Here is a 20,154-nt window from a genome sequence, read left to right on the forward strand (position 1 = left end):
ACGTTGCTGAGAAAAGTCTTTGAACGCCTCGAAGCTTAGCGACTCCAGGCAGAAATCGGCCGTTTTAAAATAAAAAAGAAGTTTCGTACGACGACGTTGGAAGTGTCTTTTACAAAATAAGAAAATGAGTCAATGAGCCACTTCCTAGTAATAAGAAATGCCCTACGCAAACTTTCGCTGGAACGACTAACAGATAGAGAAACAGCTGACACCGGATCGAAGCATCAGCGGTTGAGCAACCTCACGCCTGCGGCTTTGCAGCCCCGAAGAGACTGACACTCAGTAACGTCTCGCCCTGAGCGTGCAAACGCACCGGCGCAATGCCACCCGGCATCACCACGGCAACCTCACCGCTCTCAACCCATCCAGCACGCCATGCCGCGCAAGCCACAGCGCTGGCGCTGGTTCCGGAAGACGCAGTGGGCCCTTCCCCGCGCTCAAACACCCGTGCGATGACTCGGTTGTCGGACTGGCGCGCCGCCCATTGCAAGTTGATACCGGCCACACAGGGTTCACCGCCACCCGCTGGAGGCGAGAAGGCAATCGCTTTCAAGGGTTCGAACAGGGCTGGCTGCTGCATCTGTGCGTTATCCGGCAATGCCGAAACGTGCTCGACCAGCGTCACACAATGAGGGTTACCCACCCGCACAAACTGACTGGTTGCCCACTGTGGGTTGATCACCGCCAACGCGCTCACGTGGCTCAGTTCAATTGCGCCAAGCATCGTCCGACCAACGGCCTGCGCCCCCACCGCCATGGGCCCGAAAGCTGGAAAACCTAGCTCAAGCCAGAACCCCGCAACCTGTTCATGGACTGCCGGCTCAACCCGTGTCGGTACCGGTGTCAACGCATCCGACTTGTCGTGATGCACCCGCAACTCACTGGCTCCAGTCATCAGGCCCTGGTCAGTGAGCGCCTGGGCGAAAATCGTCAAGCCATTGCCACTGCGCTCGGCCAAAGAGCCGTCGGTGTTAACGATCAGCAGGTCAAACGGCGGCTCGGCCTGGAACGGGCCGACCAGCAGGCCGTCACTGCGGTGGGCCTTTGCGCCGGCCAGGCGAGGTGTCGAGCCCCAATCGCATTCGCAGGCGATGGCGGATGTTGTCCAACGGTCACGAGTCTGCGCGGCCAAGGCAGCGCTTTCGGGCATATCAATACCCTTGCCTCTTAATGAGGCCGGGCTGACCACGCCGTAGATATTGCCGCGGGCGTCATAGAACAGGGTCATGACGTTGTTTGCCTGAAGTGTTTCATCAATGAGTCCGTCCGCTTGCCTACCTATTGAGACAACAGCGTATTACAGAACCTACCAATGATGGGAAGCGGCCTGGAAGGTGGGAATCCACCGTTAGCATCCAGGGGTTCAAAAGCCCCCATAGGGATTACGCACCTTCCAGACCGCCTCCTACACACTCGATACTGCACACGTGGCTGCAAACTGCCCTTACGTTCCAGGTTTTAAAAACCAAGTCCACGACCAGCAGAATCCCAGGAGAGCCCGGCTCGCCTGCCACGGCCTGATATGCAACGATGTGGCGCCGGACATCGTTCGTTGAACGCAAGACCAAGGATTATTCATGACTGCCATCCCCACCTCAGCGCCCGTGGCTCCCGGGCGGCTGGAGCAAATGTCGACCCGTATCGCTTTCTTTATCGCCGGTTTCGGCATCGCGGCCTGGGCGCCGCTGGTGCCGTATGCCAAGGCCCGCGCCGGGCTGAGCGAAGGGACGCTGGGCCTGCTGTTGTTGTGCCTGGGTGTCGGCTCGATCATCGCCATGCCCGCGGCGGGTGCGCTGGCTTCGCGCTATGGCTGCCGAAAGGTGTTGAGCGCCGGGACAATCATGATTTGCCTGGCGTTGCCGATGCTGGCGACAGTCAGTTCAATCCCGTTACTGATAGCGGGCTTGTTTCTGTTTGGTGCTGGCTTGGGCGCGGTGGATTCCACCGTCAACCTGCAGGCGGTGATCGTCGAGCGGGCCAGCGGCAAAACCATGATGTCTGGCTTTCACGGGCTGTTCAGCCTGGGAGGGATCGTCGGCGCGGCGGGGGTTTCGGCATTACTGGGGCTGGGCCTGTCGCCGCTACAGGCAACCCTCGTGGTGATCGTCATTACGCTGGCGGCGCTGCTCAAGGCCGCACCGCATCTGTTGCCTTATGGCAGTGAGAGTTCGGGCCCGGCTTTTGCCGTGCCCCACGGCGTGGTGCTGTTCATCGGTTGTTTGTGTTTTATCGTGTTTCTCGCCGAAGGTGCGGTGCTCGACTGGAGCGCAGTGTTCCTCAGTGACGAGCGCGGCCTGGACGAAGCCTATGCTGGCCTGGGTTACGCGGCATTTGCCTTGACCATGACTGCCGGGCGGTTGACCGGTGACGCAATCGTGCGCCGGCTGGGCGCGACCTGGGTCATCGTGGTCGGTGGCGCCCTCGCCGCCGCCGGCACATTCCTCGCCACATTATCCCCAGACTGGGAAGTGGCATTGTTGGGTTATGCACTCGTAGGCGCCGGGTGCTCCAATATTGTTCCCGTGCTCTATTCCGCGGTCGGCAAACAAAATGTCATGCCAGAACACATTGCCGTGCCAGCCATTACAACCTTGGGCTACGCGGGGATATTAGCCGGGCCTGCCGTGATTGGATTTATCGCCCATGGCAGCAGCCTGGCAACCGCCTTCCTGTTGATAGGCGTGTTGCTGGCAGCGGTGGCGGTCAGTGGGAAAATACTGCGGGTATGACCGCATAACGGCATGAGCAGCGTCTTTCAAGATGCTCATGCACGCGTGTGCCCTTAATGTCCCCTCTCTGCCTTATCGTTCTCCAGCCAGCGGTCAATGCTGTAGTTCTTCAACCACCCATCGTCATTCAGGCTACCGAACGGGCTGTAACCGTTGGCTTTGTAGCTATCCAGAGAAGCCATCAACCCGGGTCGCTCCATTAGATTCTTGGCCAGATAAACTTGTTGTTCGCTGTATTTTTTCAAAGGAAACCCGGTGCGTACATCCCGCAGAGGCTCACCGTTGTTGCCCGTCTGATTGGGGTCCTTGCTGATTTCGATAATCGTGTCTTTTTTCACGTAACGATGTCTTTGTGTACCGAAAAAGAAAGTGCGGTCTTCCGACGTGTCCCGCAAATCATCGAACATACCCTTGAATGCCTGGACGACCTGCGCGTCAGTTTTCGCATGGAACGGATCCGCGCTCTGCGTGTTGGGGTTGGTATTACCGATCTGTGCGTCGGCCGCTGAGGTAAGGCTTTCATGCGTGATTTCACCGCCCTTTGCAATAATGGCGTCGTTTAGCCGGGGGCGGTTGAGTATCTCTCGCGCCAACATAATCGTGCGCTCGGAGACTTTGCTGCTGTTGGGTTCCTCTTTGGCAATCTCCTGCAAAGAGCCTTGGGTCAGTCGTCCCTCTTTCTTGAAGGCGTCCAGCAATGGCAGGTTGTTCTTCAGGTCAGTCGCCAGCAGATGGTCGTCTGAGCTGACAAAGGGGTTGCCAACCTTCGTCATGCCTCCGTACAGATTCTGACCGTCAAAGTGCCGGTCGGCGCCATTCGCGAATCGGGAGTTGATTGGCTGCGCCGCTGGCAGCGGTTTACCTAATGCGCGAGCATCGACCTCAAAACGAGACTGACCGTTTCCCGTCGGCCCTGATGTCGCTGGCGCCGCCGTTTGCGTAAAGCCCGGATTATTGACACTACCAATCATGATTCACCTCCACCCTATCTAGATTCCGTAGCCTGGGCCTGATTGCCTGATCCTCGAAAACGCCTCGAAATCAAGATGGCACAAGCACCGACTGAGTGGTTCTCAGAAAACAATGGTTCCGCAGACGGTCGTCCAAGACGCCCGATATGACCCGGTGAATCTTGAGCGTTTGTAACCGCCTCAGTTTTGCGGGCCATCCATGGCCTGGAATGGCCTGCTAGCGGCGGGACAACTTGCTCCACAAGCTGGCAAACACTGAAAGCACAGGGCTGGGCGCCGACTCTTCCATGAACACCCGAGAGCCTTTGTCAAAATCTTCGGCGGTGGGCGCCTTGAAGCTGAACTTGGGCGAGGATGTGAGGTTGAGCCCCTGCAGCTGGGACGCTCTTGGGCTTTCTGCCTCCTGCGTAAGCCCGGCCCGGGCCGAGGCGTTGTACTGGGAATGACGGGATTCAAATGATGTCGAATTCATGGTCCAGACCTAATCCGGTAGATGAAGGCCCCCACCGGTAATCAATGACCGGTGGATATTTTCTTGGTGGTGCATTTCCGTAAACGGTTCCTGCATGCCAGGTTTGTATTTACTGCATCAAACGCCTGTCAACTTCTGCCGCGTGTGCACGGCAGAAGACAGCCCAGGTCTAACGAAGCAGTGCGTACAATTCCTGTCGAGAGATCTTGCCATCGCGTTGCCAACTGACGATATTGTCCATCGCCGACCTCAGATCTGAACGGGACATGATTTCCCTCGACAGCTGGGTGAGATGGTCGGTGTAAGGGTTGCCCGTCAACGGCTGCATGGCGCGTGCCTTGAGCTCCCTGAGCTTTATCGTGCTGCTGAAGTAGCCACCCTTCAATGCGTTGAAATTATTCAGTACGTCTTGGACGATCTGTTTGTCGTCATTCAATTTCAAGGGGTTATCTGAACGAACAAAGCTCCGGATATCGTTCTTGGACAAACGGCCATCCAATGCACCGGTGCAGCCATTTCGGTCAAGCGATTGCAGCAACCCGGGACGCCGCAGCAACTCGTTCGCCAATCGGATGTTTGGGTCCTTGTAGGGGTTGCCCGTTAACGGTTGATTGGCCATTTTCTGCAAGCTCTGGCGCGTGACCTCGCGCGAAGGCCAGCGGCCCTTGAGCGCGTCATAATTATTCAAAAGCCCCTGGGCCAGTTGCTCGTTGCTTTGCTTGGAGTAATAAGGGTCGGGCAACGTGGGGGTCGGGCGCGGAGGTGGGCCGGGATTAGGGCACACGTTTCCTGGGACTGGCCGCGGCGGCGGGCCGGGATTGGGGCGCACGTTTTCTGGGACTGGCCGCGGTGGCGGGCAACCGAAAACTGGGCCGCATTGACCAGGATGAGAGGTGAAATTGACGCCTATCGTGACCTGGGCACTGGACGCGGTAGCAGACCGCTCGGTGCTGGGCTTTGCATCTGCGAGAGAGGCGTTATCGAGGGAAGGAGCGACGCTCTGATTGTATGCTGATACCGACATTCTAGTTCTCCAGTTCGGTGTATTCAGGTGCCTGACCTCACTGTTCCAGCTACCCCGGCGCTTAAGGAGGCGTCAAGGAAACCCGTGGAGGCAGGCATATCCTATGTGGCAGAACTGTGGGAGCCGGTTCCTGAGGCCACTGATAGTTTCCAGAATCGAGGTAGGAAGAACGTCTGAAGGCGTGAGAGACAAACCACACCATGGGCATGGTCGCCGCCCAGCCTGGCCAGGATGAGCGGACATGTCGAGTCAATGCTATCGAGGTTACCCAGCGAAATCGGCGCCATCGACAGCTGTGGCTGGCCGTACGGCGCGAATGCAGCCGATACACCATCGATCAGCACGGTGGAGCGTGGTGACAGGTGCGACGTCAGGCCACGTACACCGACGTTGAGGGAGGGATCGTTGCGGGGGCACGGGTGAGGCGGGCGTGAATAGTAATGTTTCCTATTAAGTGGCGCAATTGCTACCCGCCATATGACCTCGAAACTATTGCGCGCCGCCAACCTGCTTGAGTCGGCTGAGTTTCTCGCGGCTGCCGCACACGCTCATCTGACACCATTTGCGCTGTTTGTTCTTGGAGACGTCCAGAAACACCCAATCGCAGTCAGTCGAGGTGCAACTGCGCAACGTCTGCAAATCACCCGATACCAGCAATTGCGTGGCGTCTATCGCCAGGCGCCCCAGCACCGTGGCCGTCAGTTCCTGTGCCGTACTGCAGGGCTTCCACTCCCAGGCAGGCTTACCGTCGACAGAACGCAGCACGCGCCGTGCGACGCCGTGCTGGAACGTTTGGTTAATCTGCTGCAACGCCTCATCGGGTGCAGCGCCGCGCAACGACAACGGATAGAACACCTCGTACAGGCACTCCCTGAATGCAATAACGGCATCCAGGTCCGGTTGGTAGGCGATCGATGACTCAAGCACCATCGGCTTGTAGTCAGCAAACTCCTGGGCCGAGATCAACGACGCATGGAATGCCCATTCAAAGAAGAACTGAAAGCTGGTGAGTCGCTCTTCCAGGACCTTGAGTGCGGTGCCGGGACGACGACCATTGGTGGTATTGATAAAGTCCAATACCCGAGCCCCACCAATCAGACGGATCGATTTTGCAGTGCCCGTAAAATGTGTCATGCCTGCTCCTGAAAAAACGCATTCTCCTTGCGATGGCGCAGATTACCTTGTTTTTTTGAAGGGCAGACATTGCGATCCCGGCGCAAACCTGACGCAAAGACAGACGGCTAGGTGCGCTCGTCGTTATGCGCCACCCAATCAAGGATAGCCGCCACAGACTGCGCCACGGAAAGCGCCTGGGTGTTCACGTGCACTTCCGGAAACACCGGCACGTCATAATTGGAGTCAATACCGGTGAAGTTCTTGATCAACCCCGCGCGAGCCTTTTTATACAGGCCTTTAGGATCACGCTGTTCGGCAGTTTCCAGCGGCGCGTCCACATGCACTTCCACGAAGTATTCATTGCCGATAATAGAGCGCGCGTAGTGCCGGCTGGCCGATGAGGGTGAAATCAGCGCGACAATCACCATCAGCCCCGCGTCGAGCATCAGCCGCGCGACCTCGGCGACCCGGCGGATATTCTCATCGCGGTCGCTGTCGGTAAAACCCAAGTCCCGGCACAGCCCACCACGTACCGAGTCGCCATCAATAATGGCCGTGATCCGCCCTTGTTCCTGCAGGGCAATGTCCAGCGCATCAGCGATGGTCGACTTACCGGAAGCAGAGATACCGGTCATCCAGATGACGGCGGGCTTGTGGTTCGTCCGCCTGTGTTCGGCGCGCCGGTGGCTGAATGCGAACGCATGCAGATTCTGGTTTTGACTGTCTGGAAAATAACTCATGACTGCTCGCCCTCCTCGACCGAAACAGGCTGTTTACCCAACATGAACACCATCACGCATTGCACGAACAACAACAGCGCAACACCCCAGTAGACCGTCGAGAACGACCCGGTCAGGTCCTTGGAAAAGCCGCCCAGGAAGTTGCCGCACACCCCACCCAAGCCGATCAGAACGTTGGCGATGCCAAAGGCCTGGATCAACCGGTTGACCGGCACGATTTGCCCGATGTAACTGGGGACCAGCCCAAAGATGGGGTAAAACGCCAGTGCAAAGAGAAACGCCGCCAGGTAGAACAGCGGGAGGCTGTTGAAACTGAACACCAGGGTGGCGGCCAGCCCGGCACTGAGAAAACACATCGCCAGCGACGCCCGCACACCGACCTTGTCGGCAATCCACCCCACCAGAAAACCCGACGCCATGCCCACGGCACCGATGGTGGTCCAGATAAACCCGGCGTCTTGTACCGACACACCCAACTCATCACGCAGGAACGGCGCGAGGTACGTCTGGAACGGCAGCAGCGCCATGCCATTGAGAAAGGCGATGGCCCACGTCAGGTACAACGAACGGCTGAGCCAGGGTCGTTGACTGTCAAATGCAGCGGCGCGCTCCTCGGAAAATTCGGTGTCGCGGCTCGTGGCCAGGGTGCGCAACAGAAACCACGCCACCACGCACAGCACACCCGATATCAGGCCAGCGGTAAGCCAGATCGAGCGCCAGCCGCCATTCAATGTCAGGAACGACACCAGCAAGCCATTGATAAACACGCCGTAGCTGGTGCCACTGGAAATCAGCCCCATGACCCGGGAGCGATTACCCGGGCTGAAACCCTTGGTGACGATTTCCACCAACGGTATGTACACCGAGGCGGAACAGCCACCGAGCAGGATCAAAAGAGCGCCCGACAGCCAGATACTGTCACTGATACTCAGGCCCAGCAGCGCCAGGGAGGTCATCACCGTAGACACCAGGCTGATTTTCCAGCCCTCGAAAAACCGGCTGATATAGCTGGTCACTGACGAGAACAACAGGAATCCGATCTGCGCGCCGCCGGTGATCAAGCCCACTGTGGTGTAGTCGAAGCCGATGTCGCGGCGCATGTCTACCACGAGGTTGGCGAACAGGTACACGCCAAACCCGTAGGTGCTGGCCACGAAGCCAGTGAGGACGACCGCCAATACGACGCTGTCCAAGGGGCGGGTATTGCTCTGAACAAGTGTGCTCATCATCGACCTCTCATTCAGCGCGCGCGGTGTGGATGACGAAATCACAATTCATCATGTCGTAGACAGACTTGAAATCACCGTAGCTCTCATGGGCTCGAAACCCGGAAGCGAGCATTTCAGTGGCCAACTCACCCGGCAACAACGGGTAAACCTTCAGCGTGTACCGTTCTTCGTTATCAAAGTTGTAGATGAACTCACACAGGTGCTCATCGACCTGCCCCAAGCTCACGGATGCGTGTGTACCGCAATAATAATAATTCCCGCTGGCTTTGAAGTTACCCGCGCGAATGGCCAGGAAATTACGCTGATCCACAATCAACAAGCCACCCGGCTTGAGCAATGCCCTGAACTTCGCCAACACGCTCAATCGGTCATGAGCGGCGAACACATGGCACAGCGAACTGCCCAGGCACACCACGGCGTCGAATTGGCCCAGCTCCTGCGGGTCCAGTGAGTGCCAGTCGCGGTAATAGGACTCGATGTCCAGCCCGTGTTTGCGAAAGTTCGCCCGCGCCTTGGTCAACATCGTGCTGCTGCCATCCGTGGCGACCACATCAAAGCGCGCCTGCTTGAGCTGCACCGCATGAAAACCACTGCCCGTCGATACGTCGATGACCGAGCGCACGCCGTGCTTGTGCAGCAGGTTTTCAAAGAACCCGCCCTCCCCTGCCTTGCGTTTTTCCCAGTCGATCAACTCATCCCAACGCTCGACGAAATCCGCCGAGTACTGCGTGGAATAACTGGCCACTTCGTTGTGCTTGCGCTCGGAAATCTGATTCATCACACACCTACCAGGTTGAGTTCTTGAAGGACAGGTACTTGCTCGCCAACTCGAGGGCGAACTCGGCGGACTGCTCGATAGACATGGTGTTCTTGGAATACCCCAGCATCGATTGCATGACGACCATGCATTGCGGGTTGTAGCTGACTGATCCATCACAATGGATTTCGTCAATGCCATCCTGGCCCTGGCAAATGGTATTGATGCGCACCGCTTCGTCCTTTGGGCAAGCCTCGGAGAACTGCACCTCGATCCGCCCCTCGTGCAGCAACACCGGGTAACCGCCCGGAAGCCCGAGCGGGCCTGGCGCATGCACCAACACTGGCGTGGGTGAAAACAGCCCTTCGATGACCGTGACGGCGGAACATGCCGTGAGGAACTGGCCATCCACCCCGCCCAGGCGGCGGAGTTCGGATTTCACCGTAGAGAAAATCGCCTCGGCGGCCGGACCAGCCAGTTCCGGCCGGTCGCGCACCTCATACAACAGCCGGTAACTGGCACGCGGGGGCAAGCCACCACGCGGCACGTAGTGGCTGAAGTAATGCTGGGCATACAGCTGCACTTGCACATCAGCGGGCGCGCATTCGAGCAAGCGGGCGATGGAAAAACGCACGGCAGGAACCAGGTTGGCCACATTGCCCACGCCGATATCCGGCGCCAGGCCAATGCGCGCCAGAATCGGATTGACCGCATCGGGGAACGCCGCATTGATGGTTTTAGTGGTGATGCCCGAGGCTTTTACCGCTCGCATCAGGCAATGCATCAGCGTCAGGTGCATGGGCAGCCAGGGACCGAACTGGGCTTGGTCAAGCTTCTCGAACGAAAGCTTGGGTAACCCGGTAATAACCCGCCAGGACTGCAGCGACGCGCAGTTCACCAGCATATCCGGCGCTTCTTCACGCAGCAGTTGCGCGACTTTCGCGATATTTGTCAGGTCGGCGACCACCGGTTTGATGGCAATGAATTGCCCCAATTGCGCACACGACAGTGCTACCAGGTTACACAGCCGAATCGTCGCCTCTTCATTGCGGCCCAATACTACAAAGTCGAAAGCGTTTTTGGGGCCGAGAATCTTGAGGATCTGCAGGCACAGGTTGCCGGCGCCGACCACCAGCAGTTTTTTCCTGGGCATCGACTGGCTCATCGTGGGTAGGCTCCGTTATCGACCGGAATGACCCTGCCGGTGATGTGGCGCATCGCATCGCCGACCAGCAGCATGATGACCTCGGCAACGCCGCTCGGCAGGATGGGGTCCTTGAGGACTTCCTGGCGCGCGTACTCAGCACGCCGGTATTCGGGGATGGTGTCGTAGATGGCGGTTTCGTGGATCAGCGCCGGGGACACCGCGTTCACCCGCACAAACGGTGCGAAATTCCAGGCGTTGGCCTTGGTTAGGCCGATCACCGCCGCCTTGGTGGCACCGTAGAGGGCGTCGCAGCTGCCGACTTCACCCGCCACCGAGGCGATATTGACGATACTGCGCGGGGCCTCGTGCTTCATTTCCCGTTCGGCGAAGTCTTTGGAGAGATAGACCAGCGCCTTGAGGTTGACGTTGAGGATCTCGTCTATTTGTTCATCGGAATAGGCGTAGACACTTTTGCCGTGGTAAATACCCGCATTATTGACGAGTCCAAAGAAGGTCGCGTGACGCTCATACAAGGCGGGAATAAAACCCTTGATAACTGCCTTATCGGAAAAGTCGGCACTGTGCGCTTCAAACACATCAGCATCATAGAGATCCTGCAGCACTTTCAGGCCGTCGGCGTCCTTGTCGGCACCGATAACGAAATAACCCTGCTGAATGGCCATTTCAACAGTCGCCCGACCAATTCCGTTGGCCGCCCCGGTGACAATTAACTTCTTCATACAACAATCCTTATCGGCAAAATTCATTCATGCGCGCGTAAAACGTCCGGTGGTACTCATACATTTCCTTTAACTTCGAATGTCGGTCGAACGCCTCGATATCAATGTGCTGCTCGTGCGGCGGAACAATACGCTCGCTGTTTTCCGCCGCCACATGCCAACGCCGCCAGGTTTTCCATTGTTGTGGACACGCTCGCTTCCACGTCATGGCGTGCGGCAAGAACTCAATACCCAAGTGATCACATAACTGGCGAATCACCCGCTCCGGTTCGGCGGCCAAATCATCTGCATTGATCACGTAAGGCACGTTGCCGGTGAGTTTAGTGACCACGCAGAATATGTCGTAGAGCGCTTTATGCCCGATGGCCTGCAACGGCATATCGGGGTGGACCCGATGATGAGAAATAATGCTGCTGGCAGGTTCGCGAATAAGAAAGATATTGTCCTGTTGCGCCAGAAAGCCGACATCAACTTTCAAATCATCCAAACAGTGGTAACACATATCTTTATGAAAAACGTTAGTGCGTTCGCGCGCAGTGACTAAGTGTTCTTTTATGCCTTGGTAAGTGGTGGGGAAACTGTGATCCCACTCATCCGAAGGGATCGCCGATTCCTCTGAAAACGCCATATGCGCAAAGGGCTCGTGAAAGACCTCGAAATCCCCTCGCTCGATAAACACGCGCTCCAATACGGTGGAGCGCGAACGTGGGTGGGCCCACAATCCGATCATCCGGTTCATGCGATCACCCCGAATTCGGCGGCCAGCAGCGCGTTGAGCGCGCGTTTGAAAAGTTTGGTCACCGGGCACAACCGTACGCAGTAGTCCGCCAGGCGTCGGTGCGCGCTGTTGGCTTCATTGCAGGCGTTGATAAACGCCTCGTGGTTGCCAAAGTCGTACGGCTCGATGCTGTCGATGAAATAGGCTTCGTAGAAATACGGGATGCGGATCAGCTTGGCGAAGGTCGACGCAGGCGGCTTCTGAGGGCCCACCGCAGGCATTACCGGCTTGCCGTGGCTCTCGCGCTCGATCAGAAACTCCACCACCTCCGGCGTCAGCGTGTAGCACGTCGCCGTCTGTCCGGTTTTTTCCAAGTGCCAGCAGTGTTTGTTGCCACGCTCGTCCACGTCGACTTTTATGCTGGAGAGCAAGGTTTTGACCGGCACGGTCGAGGCCGCGACCAGCGCCTGCACCTGCTCGTAGATCATCAATTCGGCCCAGCGCAGCTCCTCGGCACTCAAGACCAGGCCACGCTCCGCCGCCTGCAAGGTGAATTCGGGCTGGCAGGCGAAACGCCCGATCATGAAGGTGATGACGTACTTGCAGCGACGGGTGTCGAGCCCGTTGCTGTGTGCAGTCGCCATGCCGCGCTCGATGGCTTGGATACCGGCCTGGAACTGCGCCACCGTGAAGCAGAAGGTGATATTCACCGACGCGCCCAGGGCTACCAGCTGTTCGACAGTCGCCAGCCCCTCCAGGCTGCCAGGCACCTTGACCATCACGTTCGGTGCGAGGCAATGCAGTTCCAGGCCCCTGGCGGTCATGCGCTCGGCGCATCGCACATCCACCGGGTCTACCTGGGCGGAAATCCAGCCCTCGACCTGCGCCGACTGAACCCACAGCGGCGTGAGCGTCGCGGCGCCTTCGAGGATGACTTCGTTGTACAACTGCTTGCGCAACTCCCTGGGAGACAGGCTCGCGAGATTGAAACGCGATGACCAATACTCGCGCTTTTCGAGGATAACGGCCGTCACCAACCGCGGGTTGGTGGTCACGCTGCACACGCCCCTGGGCTGGGAGATATCATCCGGCATCAACGCATCTATATAAGGCGTCGCCGCCGGGTACTTTTCCAGCAGGTGCAGTTTATAAGGCAGGTACACGGCAGGCGATGAATCCCACCACACTTCTGAAGTGTGATCGTTGCGTTTAAGCCGTTCTACGTAACCACGTGTATTCACGACGCCTCCTCCCTGAGTAATAAGATCAATTAAAAACGGCCAACATTTCACGTATATCGGCAATCGGCAGTGCACCAGCAGCCACTAACTGCGGATGCCGATGCGCAGGGCCAAAACCCAGGACACGTAGATGGGCGGCAACAGCAGCCTGAATACCGGTAACACTGTCTTCAACAACCAATGCATCACTCACGTCAATACCGTAAGTGTCGCACGCTGTCAGAAACACCAAGGGGTCAGGTTTCCAACGGCCCAACTCATAACAGCTGAATATTCGCCCTTCGAAATAAGAGAACAGCCCGGTGAGGCGCAGACAGTGTTCTATCTTGTCACGTGGCGCACTGGACGCCACGCAAAAGGGAACCGTCAGCGCTTGCAGTACTTCAATCACGCCTTCAGTGGCTTTTAAACTTTTTGTCAGTGCGTCCAATGCCTGCTTGCGAAAGTGCTGTTCAAACTGACTGTTTAGACGAATATTTAAAAGCTGTTCCGCTTCGCGTAAACATTCAACGATCTTGCGCCCACGGAAGTGCTCGATAAAACGTGTGACATCCAGCATCGCGTCGTCCGGCACTAATGCATTTAGCCGCGTAATCAACACCGACAGGGTTATTTCTTCGCTTTGGACAAGCACACCGTCGCAATCAAAGATAACTAACTTAGGCACACCCACTAAGGCCGCGGCTGTTTCCTGAACGGGCAGTTCCCCTGTATCGGCCAAGAGGCACATAGATATCTCTTATCGCTGGCCCCGCGATGACTTCCGAACTACCAACGGAGCGGGTTGAGGTGTGCCTATAAAACACGGGGCGAAAAATCCTGTCAAACGATTTTGAACGGTTTTTTAGTATCTTATGGTTATTTTTTATAGTTCTGTTATTCCATTTTTCACCATGGTTGTAGTCGCTCATTTCACACGGGTGAACTTCCCTTGCGCGCTATCAGTCAGCTACTTGAACTCACGAATTTAGGGCTGGGTGAGCAATGCGTATTTCGTTGGAACAACAAGTGGCACTGGTGACAGGCGCCAGTTCGGGCATCGGTGCCGGCGCGGCCAAGGCTCTGGCACAGGCCGGAGCGGCCGTGGTGCTGAATTACAACACCCAGGCGGCGCCCGCCGAATCCCTCGCCGCGCAGATCAATGCCAGCGGCGGCCGGGCGATTGCGATCGGCGCCGACGTGTCTAAAGAAGCGGACGTGGAGCGGCTGTTTGCCCAGACGCTGGATGCCTTCGGCCACCTGGACATCCTGGTAGCCAATTCCGGCATGCAAAAGGACGCCAACCTGGTCGACATGAGCCTCGACGACTGGAATGCAGTGATCGGCGTCAACCTCACCGGCCAGTTTCTGTGTGCGCGGGCGGCTGTGCGGATCTTCAATCGCCAGGGCGTGCGCGAGGGTGTGTCGCGGGCGGCAGGCAAAATCATCCACATGAGCTCGGTGCACCAGTTGATCCCCTGGGCCGGGCATGTGAATTACGCGGCGTCCAAAGGTGGCGTGGAAATGCTGATGCGCACACTCGCCCAGGAGGTCAGCGAACAGCGCATCCGCATCAATGGCATTGCGCCCGGCGCGATTCGTACGGCGATCAACCGTGCGACCACTGAAGGCGCCGCAGAGAAGGAACTGCTGAAGCTGATTCCCTATGGCCGCGTCGGCGATGTAGAAGATGTAGCCAGCGCCGTGGTGTGGCTGGCCAGTGATGCTTCCGACTACGTCGTGGGCAGCACGCTCTTTATCGATGGCGGCATGAGCCTTTATCCGGAGTTTCGTGGAAATGGTTGATCAGAACGAGCAACAAAGCGCCATCGATGCCCACGGCATCATCGGCGATATGCGCAGTGCGGCCCTGGTAAACGATAAAGGCAGCATCGACTTCTTTTGCTGGCCGGAATTCGACAGCCCGTCGATCTTCTGCTCGCTGCTGGACACCCCCGACGCCGGCATTTTCCAACTCGCGCCGGACCTGCCCAACGCGCGGCGCGAACAAATTTACCTGCCCGACACCAACGTGCTGCAAACCCGCTGGCTCAGCGACGAAGCCGTGGTGGAGATCACTGATCTGCTGGTCATCAGCGAAGAAATCGAAGACCTGCCGCTGCTGATCCGCCGAGTGCGCGTGGTCAGTGGCAAGGCCACCCTTCATCTGCGTTGCGCGGTGCGCCACGACTACGCGCGTACGCCTACCCACGCCAGCCTCGACAACGGCAAGGTGTGCTTCAGCGCCGACGGCCAACCTGGCCTGCGCCTGGCCAGCAGCCAGCCGTTGCAGATCAAGGACGGCGAAGCCGTGGCCAGTTTTACCCTGGACCAGGAAGAAGGTGCCGAGTTCGTCTTGGGCGGCCAGGAGGATGAACGCGTCGACGGCGGCTGCACCGACCTGGCGCTGGCCCACACCTTGAAGTTCTGGCGCGGCTGGATCGCGCAGTCGAACTACCGTGGCCGCTGGCGCGAAATGGTCAACCGCTCGGCCCTGGCGCTCAAGCTTTTGACCTCGCGCAAACACGGCGCAATCATCGCCGCTGCCACCTTCGGCCTGCCGGAAACGCCGGGTGGCGAACGTAACTGGGACTACCGCTACACCTGGATCCGCGACGCCTCGTTCACCGTCTACGCCTTTATGCGCCTGGGGTTTGTCGAAGAAGCCAACGCTTACATGAGCTGGCTCAAAGGACGCGTCAGTGACTGCTGCGGCCAGCCGACCAAAATCAATATTCTCTACGGCATCGATGGTCGCCAGGAGCTGCCGGAAGCCCAACTGGACCACTTCAGCGGCCACGGCGGCGCCAAGCCGGTGCGCATTGGCAACGAGGCGTTCGACCAGATTCAGCTCGACATCTACGGCGAACTGATGGACGCGGTGTACCTGGTCAACAAGTACGGCGAAGCCATCTCTCATGAGGGCTGGAAACATACGGTAGAAGTCACCGATCAGGTCTGCGAGATCTGGAACACCAAAGACGTAGGCATCTGGGAAATGCGCGGCGAGCAGCATCACTTCCTGCACTCGCGACTGATGTGCTGGGTCGCGCTGGACCGCGCCATCCGCCTGGCGTCCAAGCGTTCGCTGCCGGCGCCTTTTGCACGTTGGGACCAGACCCGCCAAGCGATCTATGCCGACATCTGGAGCAACTTCTGGAACGAGGAACGCGGACATTTTGTGCAGCATATCGGCAGCACCGCGCTCGACGGTTCGATGCTACTGATGCCGTTGGTGCGCTTCGTCGCGGCGACCGATCCACGCTGGCTCTCAACGCTGGAAGCCATCCAGAAAAGCCTGGTGCGCGACGGCATGGTCTACCGCTATCGCAACGACGACAGCCAGATCGACGGCCTGCAAGGCACCGAAGGCGCATTTGCGGCCTGCTCGTTCTGGTACGTCGAATGCCTGGCCCGCGCCGGGCAAGTGGAAAAGGCCCACCTGGAATTCGAACAACTGCTGCGCTACGCCAACCCGCTGGGGCTGTACGCAGAAGAGTTCGACAGCCAGGCCCGCCACTTGGGCAATACGCCTCAGGCCTTGAGCCACTTGGCGTTGATCAGCGCAGCGACGTTCCTGGACCGTAAACTCAGCGGGGAAAAAACCACCTGGCAACCCTGAGGTCGCCGAGCGGCGCTGACCTCGGGCCACACACGTCAGCCCATTACCTTAAATTCCACCCCTTCCGTTCACGGCTTTCGGCTAGAGTTCCAGCACCTCTGGCCAGCCGATGAACGCTCACCATGACCACCAATGCCCCGCTGCTTTACATCCGTACTTCCATGCTCGATGTGGCGTATGAAGCCCACGGCCCCGCTGACGGAAAACCTGTAATCCTGCTGCACGGTTTCCCCTACGACCCTCGCGCCTATGACGCGATAGCGCCGGTACTGGCCGGGCATGGCTTGCGAGTGCTGGTGCCGTACCTGCGCGGTTACGGTCCGACGCGTTTTATCAACGAACACGTCATGCGCTCCGGACAGCAGGCGGCATTGGCCAAGGACCTGCTGGACTTCATGGATGCGCTGGGCATCCCACAGGCGACCCTCGCCGGCTACGACTGGGGTGGACGTGCCGCGTGTATCGTCGCGGCGCTGTGGCCCGAGCGCGTCAGTGGATTGGTGACCGGTGACGGCTACAACATCCAGGACATCGCCAAGTCGCTGGCGCCACAGGCACCCGAGACGGAACATCGCTTGTGGTACCAGTACTACTTTCATACCCAGCGCGGTGTCGACGGCTTGACCGCCAACCGCCGCGAACTCTGCGAACTGCTGTGGTCACTGTGGTCGCCGTCCTGGACCGAAGGACCGGGGCTGTATGAGCAGACGGCGCCGTCGTTTGATAACCCGGACTTTGTCGAGGTGGTGATCCATTCCTATCGCCACCGTTTCATGTATGCGCCTGGCGACCCCGCACTCGAAGCCATCGAGCAGGCCCTGATGTTGCAGCCGGCGATTTCGGTGCCGAGCATTTCGTTGTGCGGTGCCGATGACGGGGTGGGCCCGCCCCCCGAAGAGGATGATGACGTGGCGCATTTCAGTGGGTTTTACCGGCGCCAGGTGTTGCCCGGCGTGGGCCACAACATCCCTCAGGAAGCGCCGCACGCCACGCTTGATGCGCTGCTGGAATTGCTCCCCTAAGTCACCGGCGCGAAGCGTTCACGATAAGCCTGGGGCGTTACCGACAAGGCACGAAGAAAGCTGCGGCGCAGGGTTTCCTCGCAGCCAAACCCGCACTGCACGGCAATGCGTTTGATCGACGCCGTGCTGTCGGCCAGTTGCCGGCGCGCGGTTTCGACGCGGATCAATTCGACGGCACGCGCCGGGGTCTGACCCGTCTCGGCGCGATAGTGGCGTACAAAGCTGCGTTCACTCATGCCGGCCTGGGCGGCCAGTGTCGGGATGTTCAAATCCAGGGTAAGGTTTTCGGCCATCCAGGCGTGGAGGTCCGCGAAACGGCTGCCCTCTTTTTGCAGGGAGAGGGTTACGCTGAATTGCGACTGGCCACCGGGGCGCTTAAGGAATACCACCAGGTGCCGCGCCACTTCCAGGGCCACGGCGCGGCCCAGGTCTTGTTCCACCAACGCCAGGCACAGGTCAATGCCAGCGGTGACGCCGGCAGAGGTCCAGACGGCGCCCTGCTGGATAAAGATCGGGTTGGATTCCACCGTCAACGAGGGGAACTGGCGCGCCAGCTCTTCGCAACGCGTCCAGTGGGTAGCCACGCGGCAGCCGTCGAGCATGCCGCTGGCGGCCAGCAGGAACGCACCGGTACACACCGAAGTCATGCGTCGGGTGTGCTTGGCTTTCTCACGCACCCAACCCACCAGGGCCGGGTCTTCGGCAGCGCCGTACACGCCCCAACCGCCTGCGATCACCAGTGTGTCGCACGGTGCATCGACGGTAGGCAGCGGCTCGGCCACCAATGCCAGGCCAGCGGAGGTCATCACCGGCGGCGTTTGCGCGGCGATCACCGAGACGGCGTAAGGCAAGGGTTCGCCACGCTGGCGCGCCAGGTCATTGGTAGAGGCAAATACCTGCAACGGCCCGGTCACATCAAGCACCTGGGCATTATCAAAAGCGAGGACATGGACGATTCTGGGCATAATTGGCGTGATTCGTGGGCTCAATGGCGTATTCGCCAAAGCCTAGGCCTCTAGAGTGAAGCCGTCCACCCTTTTGACGGAGCGCTATTCATGACCTTGCAGATCGGCTTTGTGTTGTTCCCCGGTATCCAACAACTGGATCTGACCGGCCCCTATGACGTACTCGGTTCGCTGCCGGACGTGAAGTTGCACCTGGTGTGGAAAGACCTGCAACCGGTCACCTCGAGCACCGGCCTGGTGTTCACCCCGACCATGACTTATGCCGACTGCCCGCGCCTGGATGTGGTCTGCGTACCGGGCGGCTCCGGCGTCGGCGCGTTGATGGAAGACCCGCTCACCCTGGACTTCCTCAAGGCCCAGGCGCAAACCGCACGCTATGTGACCTCGGTGTGCACCGGCTCGCTGGTACTGGGCGCGGCGGGTTTGCTGCGCGGGCGCAGGGCAACGACTCACTGGGCTTACCACGACCTGCTCGCCCCGCTCGGCGCGACCCCGGTGCAAGAGCGCGTGGTGCGTGATGGCAACCTGTTCACCGGTGGCGGCATCACCGCCGGCATCGACTTCGCCCTGACCCTGGCGGCCGAGTTGTACAGCGACGCGGCGGCGCAACTGGTGCAGTTGCAGATTGAATATGCGCCAGCGCCACCGTTCGACGCAGGCCGACCGGACACTGCGCCCAAGCACGTGTTGGAGGAAGCCAACAAGCGCACGGCCGAATCGCGCAGAGTTCGCGGCGAGATCGTCGCACGCGCAGCTGCACGCCTGGGCTGACATCGTGCGTTGAATCAGCTTGGGCGAGACATCAGCGCCAGGCGCACGGCCAGCACCATCAGCACCGTCGCCAAACCCCATTTCTGTAGCCAGGCGCCTTTTGAGCGCCTGGCGAAGAATCGGCTCAGCGCACCACCAAAAATGCCCAGCACCGCATGAAACACCCCAGCGATTAACGTCAGCACGCCCCCGAGCACCATCAACTGCACGGCAATTGCCCCCCCCCTGCGGCCGTATAAACTGCGGCAAAAACACCACGAAAAACAGCAATGCCTTGGGGTTGAGCAGGCTGTTGAACATGGCCTGCAGAAACACTCGTCCAAGGGGCACGCGATTGACCTGGGCCGCGCCCAGCCCTGGATTTTTCTGCAACGTCTTGACCACCAGCCACAGCAGGTAGACCACTCCCGCATAGCGGATCAAATCGAAGGATGGCGGCCAACTGGCGACCAACGCCGTCACCCCCGTGGCGGTCAATGCGGTCAGCAACAGGTCGGCCACGCTGATACCCAAGGCTGATGCCACTCCCCCGCGCCAGCCATGAGTCACGCCGTGGCTGATCACAAAGGCCATGTTCGGCCCAGGCGATAACAGCAGCAACAGCACAGCACCCGAAAAAACCGCCAGGGCTGCAAGGTCAATCATGCTCAAGCCATCCACCGGAAAAGCCTGCAGACTAATCGGCGTACCGTGTGCGAACAAAAAATTGTGATGGATACATTGTTTCTGGTAATCGCGAATGGCCGCACGCTCGTGGTGTGAATACCCGCTGGACACCGCACTGTCGAAATGGAACGTAGGCGTAGCTTCTGCGGCAATTTCCAGGGTGAACCGCGTCATTTTTTTGATTAGTTTGAAAGGTAACTTCTGAGCGGGCGCAAACCCGATGGGCAGGGCACTTAGTGCGCCCT

At 58.9% G+C, this 20,154-nt stretch carries 19 protein-coding genes and 2 pseudogenes; 5 read left to right on the forward strand and 16 right to left on the reverse strand.

Translation table 11 applies throughout. The features are described 5' to 3' along the window. Positions 1-241 precede the first annotated feature (241 nt). A complete protein-coding gene (locus tag AACY36_RS16595; protein WP_339419986.1) occupies positions 242-1,228 on the reverse strand; it encodes a diaminopimelate epimerase in 987 nt (328 codons plus the stop codon). A 349-nt stretch (positions 1,229-1,577) separates the two neighbouring features. Here AACY36_RS16595 and AACY36_RS16600 point away from each other — a divergent pair, with 349 nt between their 5' ends. Beyond that, on the forward strand, positions 1,578-2,729 hold the full coding sequence (locus tag AACY36_RS16600; RefSeq protein WP_339419984.1) for an MFS transporter: 1,152 nt from the start codon (positions 1,578-1,580) through the stop codon (positions 2,727-2,729). Between the two features lie 53 nt (positions 2,730-2,782). Here the strand turns inward: AACY36_RS16600 and AACY36_RS16605 are convergent, their stop codons facing one another. From AACY36_RS16605 to AACY36_RS16660, 13 genes and pseudogenes are all read right to left on the reverse strand, one after another. Then, complete coding sequence (locus AACY36_RS16605; protein ID WP_339419982.1) at positions 2,783-3,700, reverse strand: hypothetical protein; 918 nt, start codon at positions 3,698-3,700, stop codon at positions 2,783-2,785. A gap of 217 nt (positions 3,701-3,917) precedes the next feature. After that, a complete protein-coding gene (locus AACY36_RS16610; RefSeq protein ID WP_339419980.1) occupies positions 3,918-4,172 on the reverse strand; it encodes a hypothetical protein in 255 nt (84 codons plus the stop codon). Positions 4,173-4,341: 169 nt separating this feature from the next. Further along, positions 4,342-4,914 carry a hypothetical protein gene (locus tag AACY36_RS16615; protein ID WP_339419978.1) on the reverse strand — a complete coding sequence of 191 codons (573 nt, stop codon included), beginning with the start codon at positions 4,912-4,914 and terminating at the stop codon, positions 4,342-4,344. 473 nt (positions 4,915-5,387) lie between these two features. Beyond that, positions 5,388-5,603, reverse strand: a pseudogene (locus AACY36_RS28330) (hypothetical protein); the annotation flags it as partial. Between the two features lie 82 nt (positions 5,604-5,685). Beyond that, a complete protein-coding gene (locus AACY36_RS16620) occupies positions 5,686-6,330 on the reverse strand; it encodes a CGNR zinc finger domain-containing protein (protein ID WP_339421087.1) in 645 nt (214 codons plus the stop codon). 107 nt (positions 6,331-6,437) lie between these two features. Further along, the gene (gene cysC, locus AACY36_RS16625; RefSeq protein ID WP_339421089.1) at positions 6,438-7,052 is read right to left on the reverse strand and encodes an adenylyl-sulfate kinase; all 615 of its coding nucleotides are present in this window, start codon (positions 7,050-7,052) and stop codon (positions 6,438-6,440) included. Beyond that, the gene (locus tag AACY36_RS16630; protein WP_339428142.1) at positions 7,049-8,278 is read right to left on the reverse strand and encodes an MFS transporter; all 1,230 of its coding nucleotides are present in this window, start codon (positions 8,276-8,278) and stop codon (positions 7,049-7,051) included. The genes cysC and AACY36_RS16630 overlap by 4 nt, the downstream gene beginning before the upstream one ends. A 10-nt stretch (positions 8,279-8,288) precedes the next feature. Next, positions 8,289-9,059, reverse strand: a complete 771-nt coding sequence (locus tag AACY36_RS16635) for a class I SAM-dependent methyltransferase (protein WP_339421092.1) — start codon at positions 9,057-9,059, stop codon at positions 8,289-8,291. Positions 9,060-9,066: 7 nt separating this feature from the next. Further along, positions 9,067-10,203 (reverse strand): hypothetical protein, encoded by a 1,137-nt coding sequence (locus tag AACY36_RS16640; RefSeq protein WP_339497310.1) that lies wholly within the window; start codon positions 10,201-10,203, stop codon positions 9,067-9,069. Continuing rightward, positions 10,200-10,925, reverse strand: a complete 726-nt coding sequence (locus AACY36_RS16645; RefSeq protein WP_339421095.1) for an SDR family NAD(P)-dependent oxidoreductase — start codon at positions 10,923-10,925, stop codon at positions 10,200-10,202. The genes AACY36_RS16640 and AACY36_RS16645 overlap by 4 nt, the downstream gene beginning before the upstream one ends. Before the next feature lie 10 nt (positions 10,926-10,935). Continuing rightward, positions 10,936-11,664: a sulfotransferase-like domain-containing protein gene (locus AACY36_RS16650; protein ID WP_339428140.1), complete on the reverse strand. Its 729-nt coding sequence runs from the start codon at positions 11,662-11,664 to the stop codon at positions 10,936-10,938. Beyond that, on the reverse strand, positions 11,661-12,884 hold the full coding sequence (locus AACY36_RS16655; RefSeq protein ID WP_339497311.1) for a transaldolase family protein: 1,224 nt from the start codon (positions 12,882-12,884) through the stop codon (positions 11,661-11,663). Before AACY36_RS16655 ends, AACY36_RS16650 begins: the two co-directional genes overlap by 4 nt. A gap of 25 nt (positions 12,885-12,909) precedes the next feature. Continuing rightward, the gene (locus AACY36_RS16660; protein WP_339456293.1) at positions 12,910-13,614 is read right to left on the reverse strand and encodes an HAD family hydrolase; all 705 of its coding nucleotides are present in this window, start codon (positions 13,612-13,614) and stop codon (positions 12,910-12,912) included. Between the two features lie 254 nt (positions 13,615-13,868). Here AACY36_RS16660 and AACY36_RS16665 point away from each other — a divergent pair, with 254 nt between their 5' ends. The 3 genes from AACY36_RS16665 (at position 13,869) to AACY36_RS16675 (ending at position 17,507) form a co-directional block, all read left to right on the forward strand. After that, complete coding sequence (locus AACY36_RS16665) at positions 13,869-14,669, forward strand: glucose 1-dehydrogenase (RefSeq protein WP_339421102.1); 801 nt, start codon at positions 13,869-13,871, stop codon at positions 14,667-14,669. Further along, positions 14,662-16,485, forward strand: a complete 1,824-nt coding sequence (locus AACY36_RS16670; RefSeq protein ID WP_339421103.1) for a glycoside hydrolase family 15 protein — start codon at positions 14,662-14,664, stop codon at positions 16,483-16,485. The genes AACY36_RS16665 and AACY36_RS16670 overlap by 8 nt, the downstream gene beginning before the upstream one ends. Positions 16,486-16,607: 122 nt before the next feature. Continuing rightward, complete coding sequence (locus tag AACY36_RS16675; protein WP_339456294.1) at positions 16,608-17,507, forward strand: alpha/beta fold hydrolase; 900 nt, start codon at positions 16,608-16,610, stop codon at positions 17,505-17,507. Here AACY36_RS16675 and AACY36_RS16680 read toward each other — a convergent pair. Then, positions 17,504-18,472 carry a GlxA family transcriptional regulator gene (locus AACY36_RS16680; protein WP_339421106.1) on the reverse strand — a complete coding sequence of 323 codons (969 nt, stop codon included), beginning with the start codon at positions 18,470-18,472 and terminating at the stop codon, positions 17,504-17,506. The genes AACY36_RS16675 and AACY36_RS16680 overlap by 4 nt on opposite strands. Positions 18,473-18,562: 90 nt before the next feature. Between AACY36_RS16680 and inhA the strand changes: the two genes are divergently transcribed. Next, entirely contained in the window at positions 18,563-19,243 is a 681-nt protein-coding gene (gene inhA / locus AACY36_RS16685) for an isonitrile hydratase (protein WP_339421108.1), read from the forward strand. A 14-nt stretch (positions 19,244-19,257) separates the two neighbouring features. Here inhA and AACY36_RS16690 read toward each other — a convergent pair. After that, positions 19,258-19,888 (reverse strand): annotated as a pseudogene (locus AACY36_RS16690) (LysE family translocator). Between the last annotated feature and the right edge of the window lie 266 nt (positions 19,889-20,154).

Source organism: Pseudomonas sp. EA_15y_Pfl1_P101, assembly GCF_963970835.1.
GTDB lineage: Bacteria > Pseudomonadota > Gammaproteobacteria > Pseudomonadales > Pseudomonadaceae > Aquipseudomonas > Aquipseudomonas tritici.

Coding starts and splice junctions, on each gene's coding strand:
- AACY36_RS16635 (WP_339421092.1), bottom strand. CDS start 9,059: ATGAATCAGATTTCCGAGCGCAAGCACAACGAAGTGGCCAGTTATTCC.
- AACY36_RS16600 (WP_339419984.1), top strand. CDS start 1,578: ATGACTGCCATCCCCACCTCAGCGCCCGTGGCTCCCGGGCGGCTGGAG.
- AACY36_RS16680 (WP_339421106.1), bottom strand. CDS start 18,472: ATGCCCAGAATCGTCCATGTCCTCGCTTTTGATAATGCCCAGGTGCTT.
- AACY36_RS16620 (WP_339421087.1), bottom strand. CDS start 6,330: ATGACACATTTTACGGGCACTGCAAAATCGATCCGTCTGATTGGTGGG.
- AACY36_RS16665 (WP_339421102.1), top strand. CDS start 13,869: ATGCGTATTTCGTTGGAACAACAAGTGGCACTGGTGACAGGCGCCAGT.
- AACY36_RS16595 (WP_339419986.1), bottom strand. CDS start 1,228: ATGACCCTGTTCTATGACGCCCGCGGCAATATCTACGGCGTGGTCAGC.
- AACY36_RS16660 (WP_339456293.1), bottom strand. CDS start 13,614: ATGTGCCTCTTGGCCGATACAGGGGAACTGCCCGTTCAGGAAACAGCC.
- AACY36_RS16650 (WP_339428140.1), bottom strand. CDS start 11,664: ATGAACCGGATGATCGGATTGTGGGCCCACCCACGTTCGCGCTCCACC.
- AACY36_RS16630 (WP_339428142.1), bottom strand. CDS start 8,278: ATGAGCACACTTGTTCAGAGCAATACCCGCCCCTTGGACAGCGTCGTA.
- AACY36_RS16670 (WP_339421103.1), top strand. CDS start 14,662: ATGGTTGATCAGAACGAGCAACAAAGCGCCATCGATGCCCACGGCATC.
- cysC (WP_339421089.1), bottom strand. CDS start 7,052: ATGAGTTATTTTCCAGACAGTCAAAACCAGAATCTGCATGCGTTCGCA.
- AACY36_RS16610 (WP_339419980.1), bottom strand. CDS start 4,172: ATGAATTCGACATCATTTGAATCCCGTCATTCCCAGTACAACGCCTCG.
- inhA (WP_339421108.1), top strand. CDS start 18,563: ATGACCTTGCAGATCGGCTTTGTGTTGTTCCCCGGTATCCAACAACTG.
- AACY36_RS16675 (WP_339456294.1), top strand. CDS start 16,608: ATGACCACCAATGCCCCGCTGCTTTACATCCGTACTTCCATGCTCGAT.
- AACY36_RS16605 (WP_339419982.1), bottom strand. CDS start 3,700: ATGATTGGTAGTGTCAATAATCCGGGCTTTACGCAAACGGCGGCGCCA.
- AACY36_RS16640 (WP_339497310.1), bottom strand. CDS start 10,203: ATGAGCCAGTCGATGCCCAGGAAAAAACTGCTGGTGGTCGGCGCCGGC.
- AACY36_RS16645 (WP_339421095.1), bottom strand. CDS start 10,925: ATGAAGAAGTTAATTGTCACCGGGGCGGCCAACGGAATTGGTCGGGCG.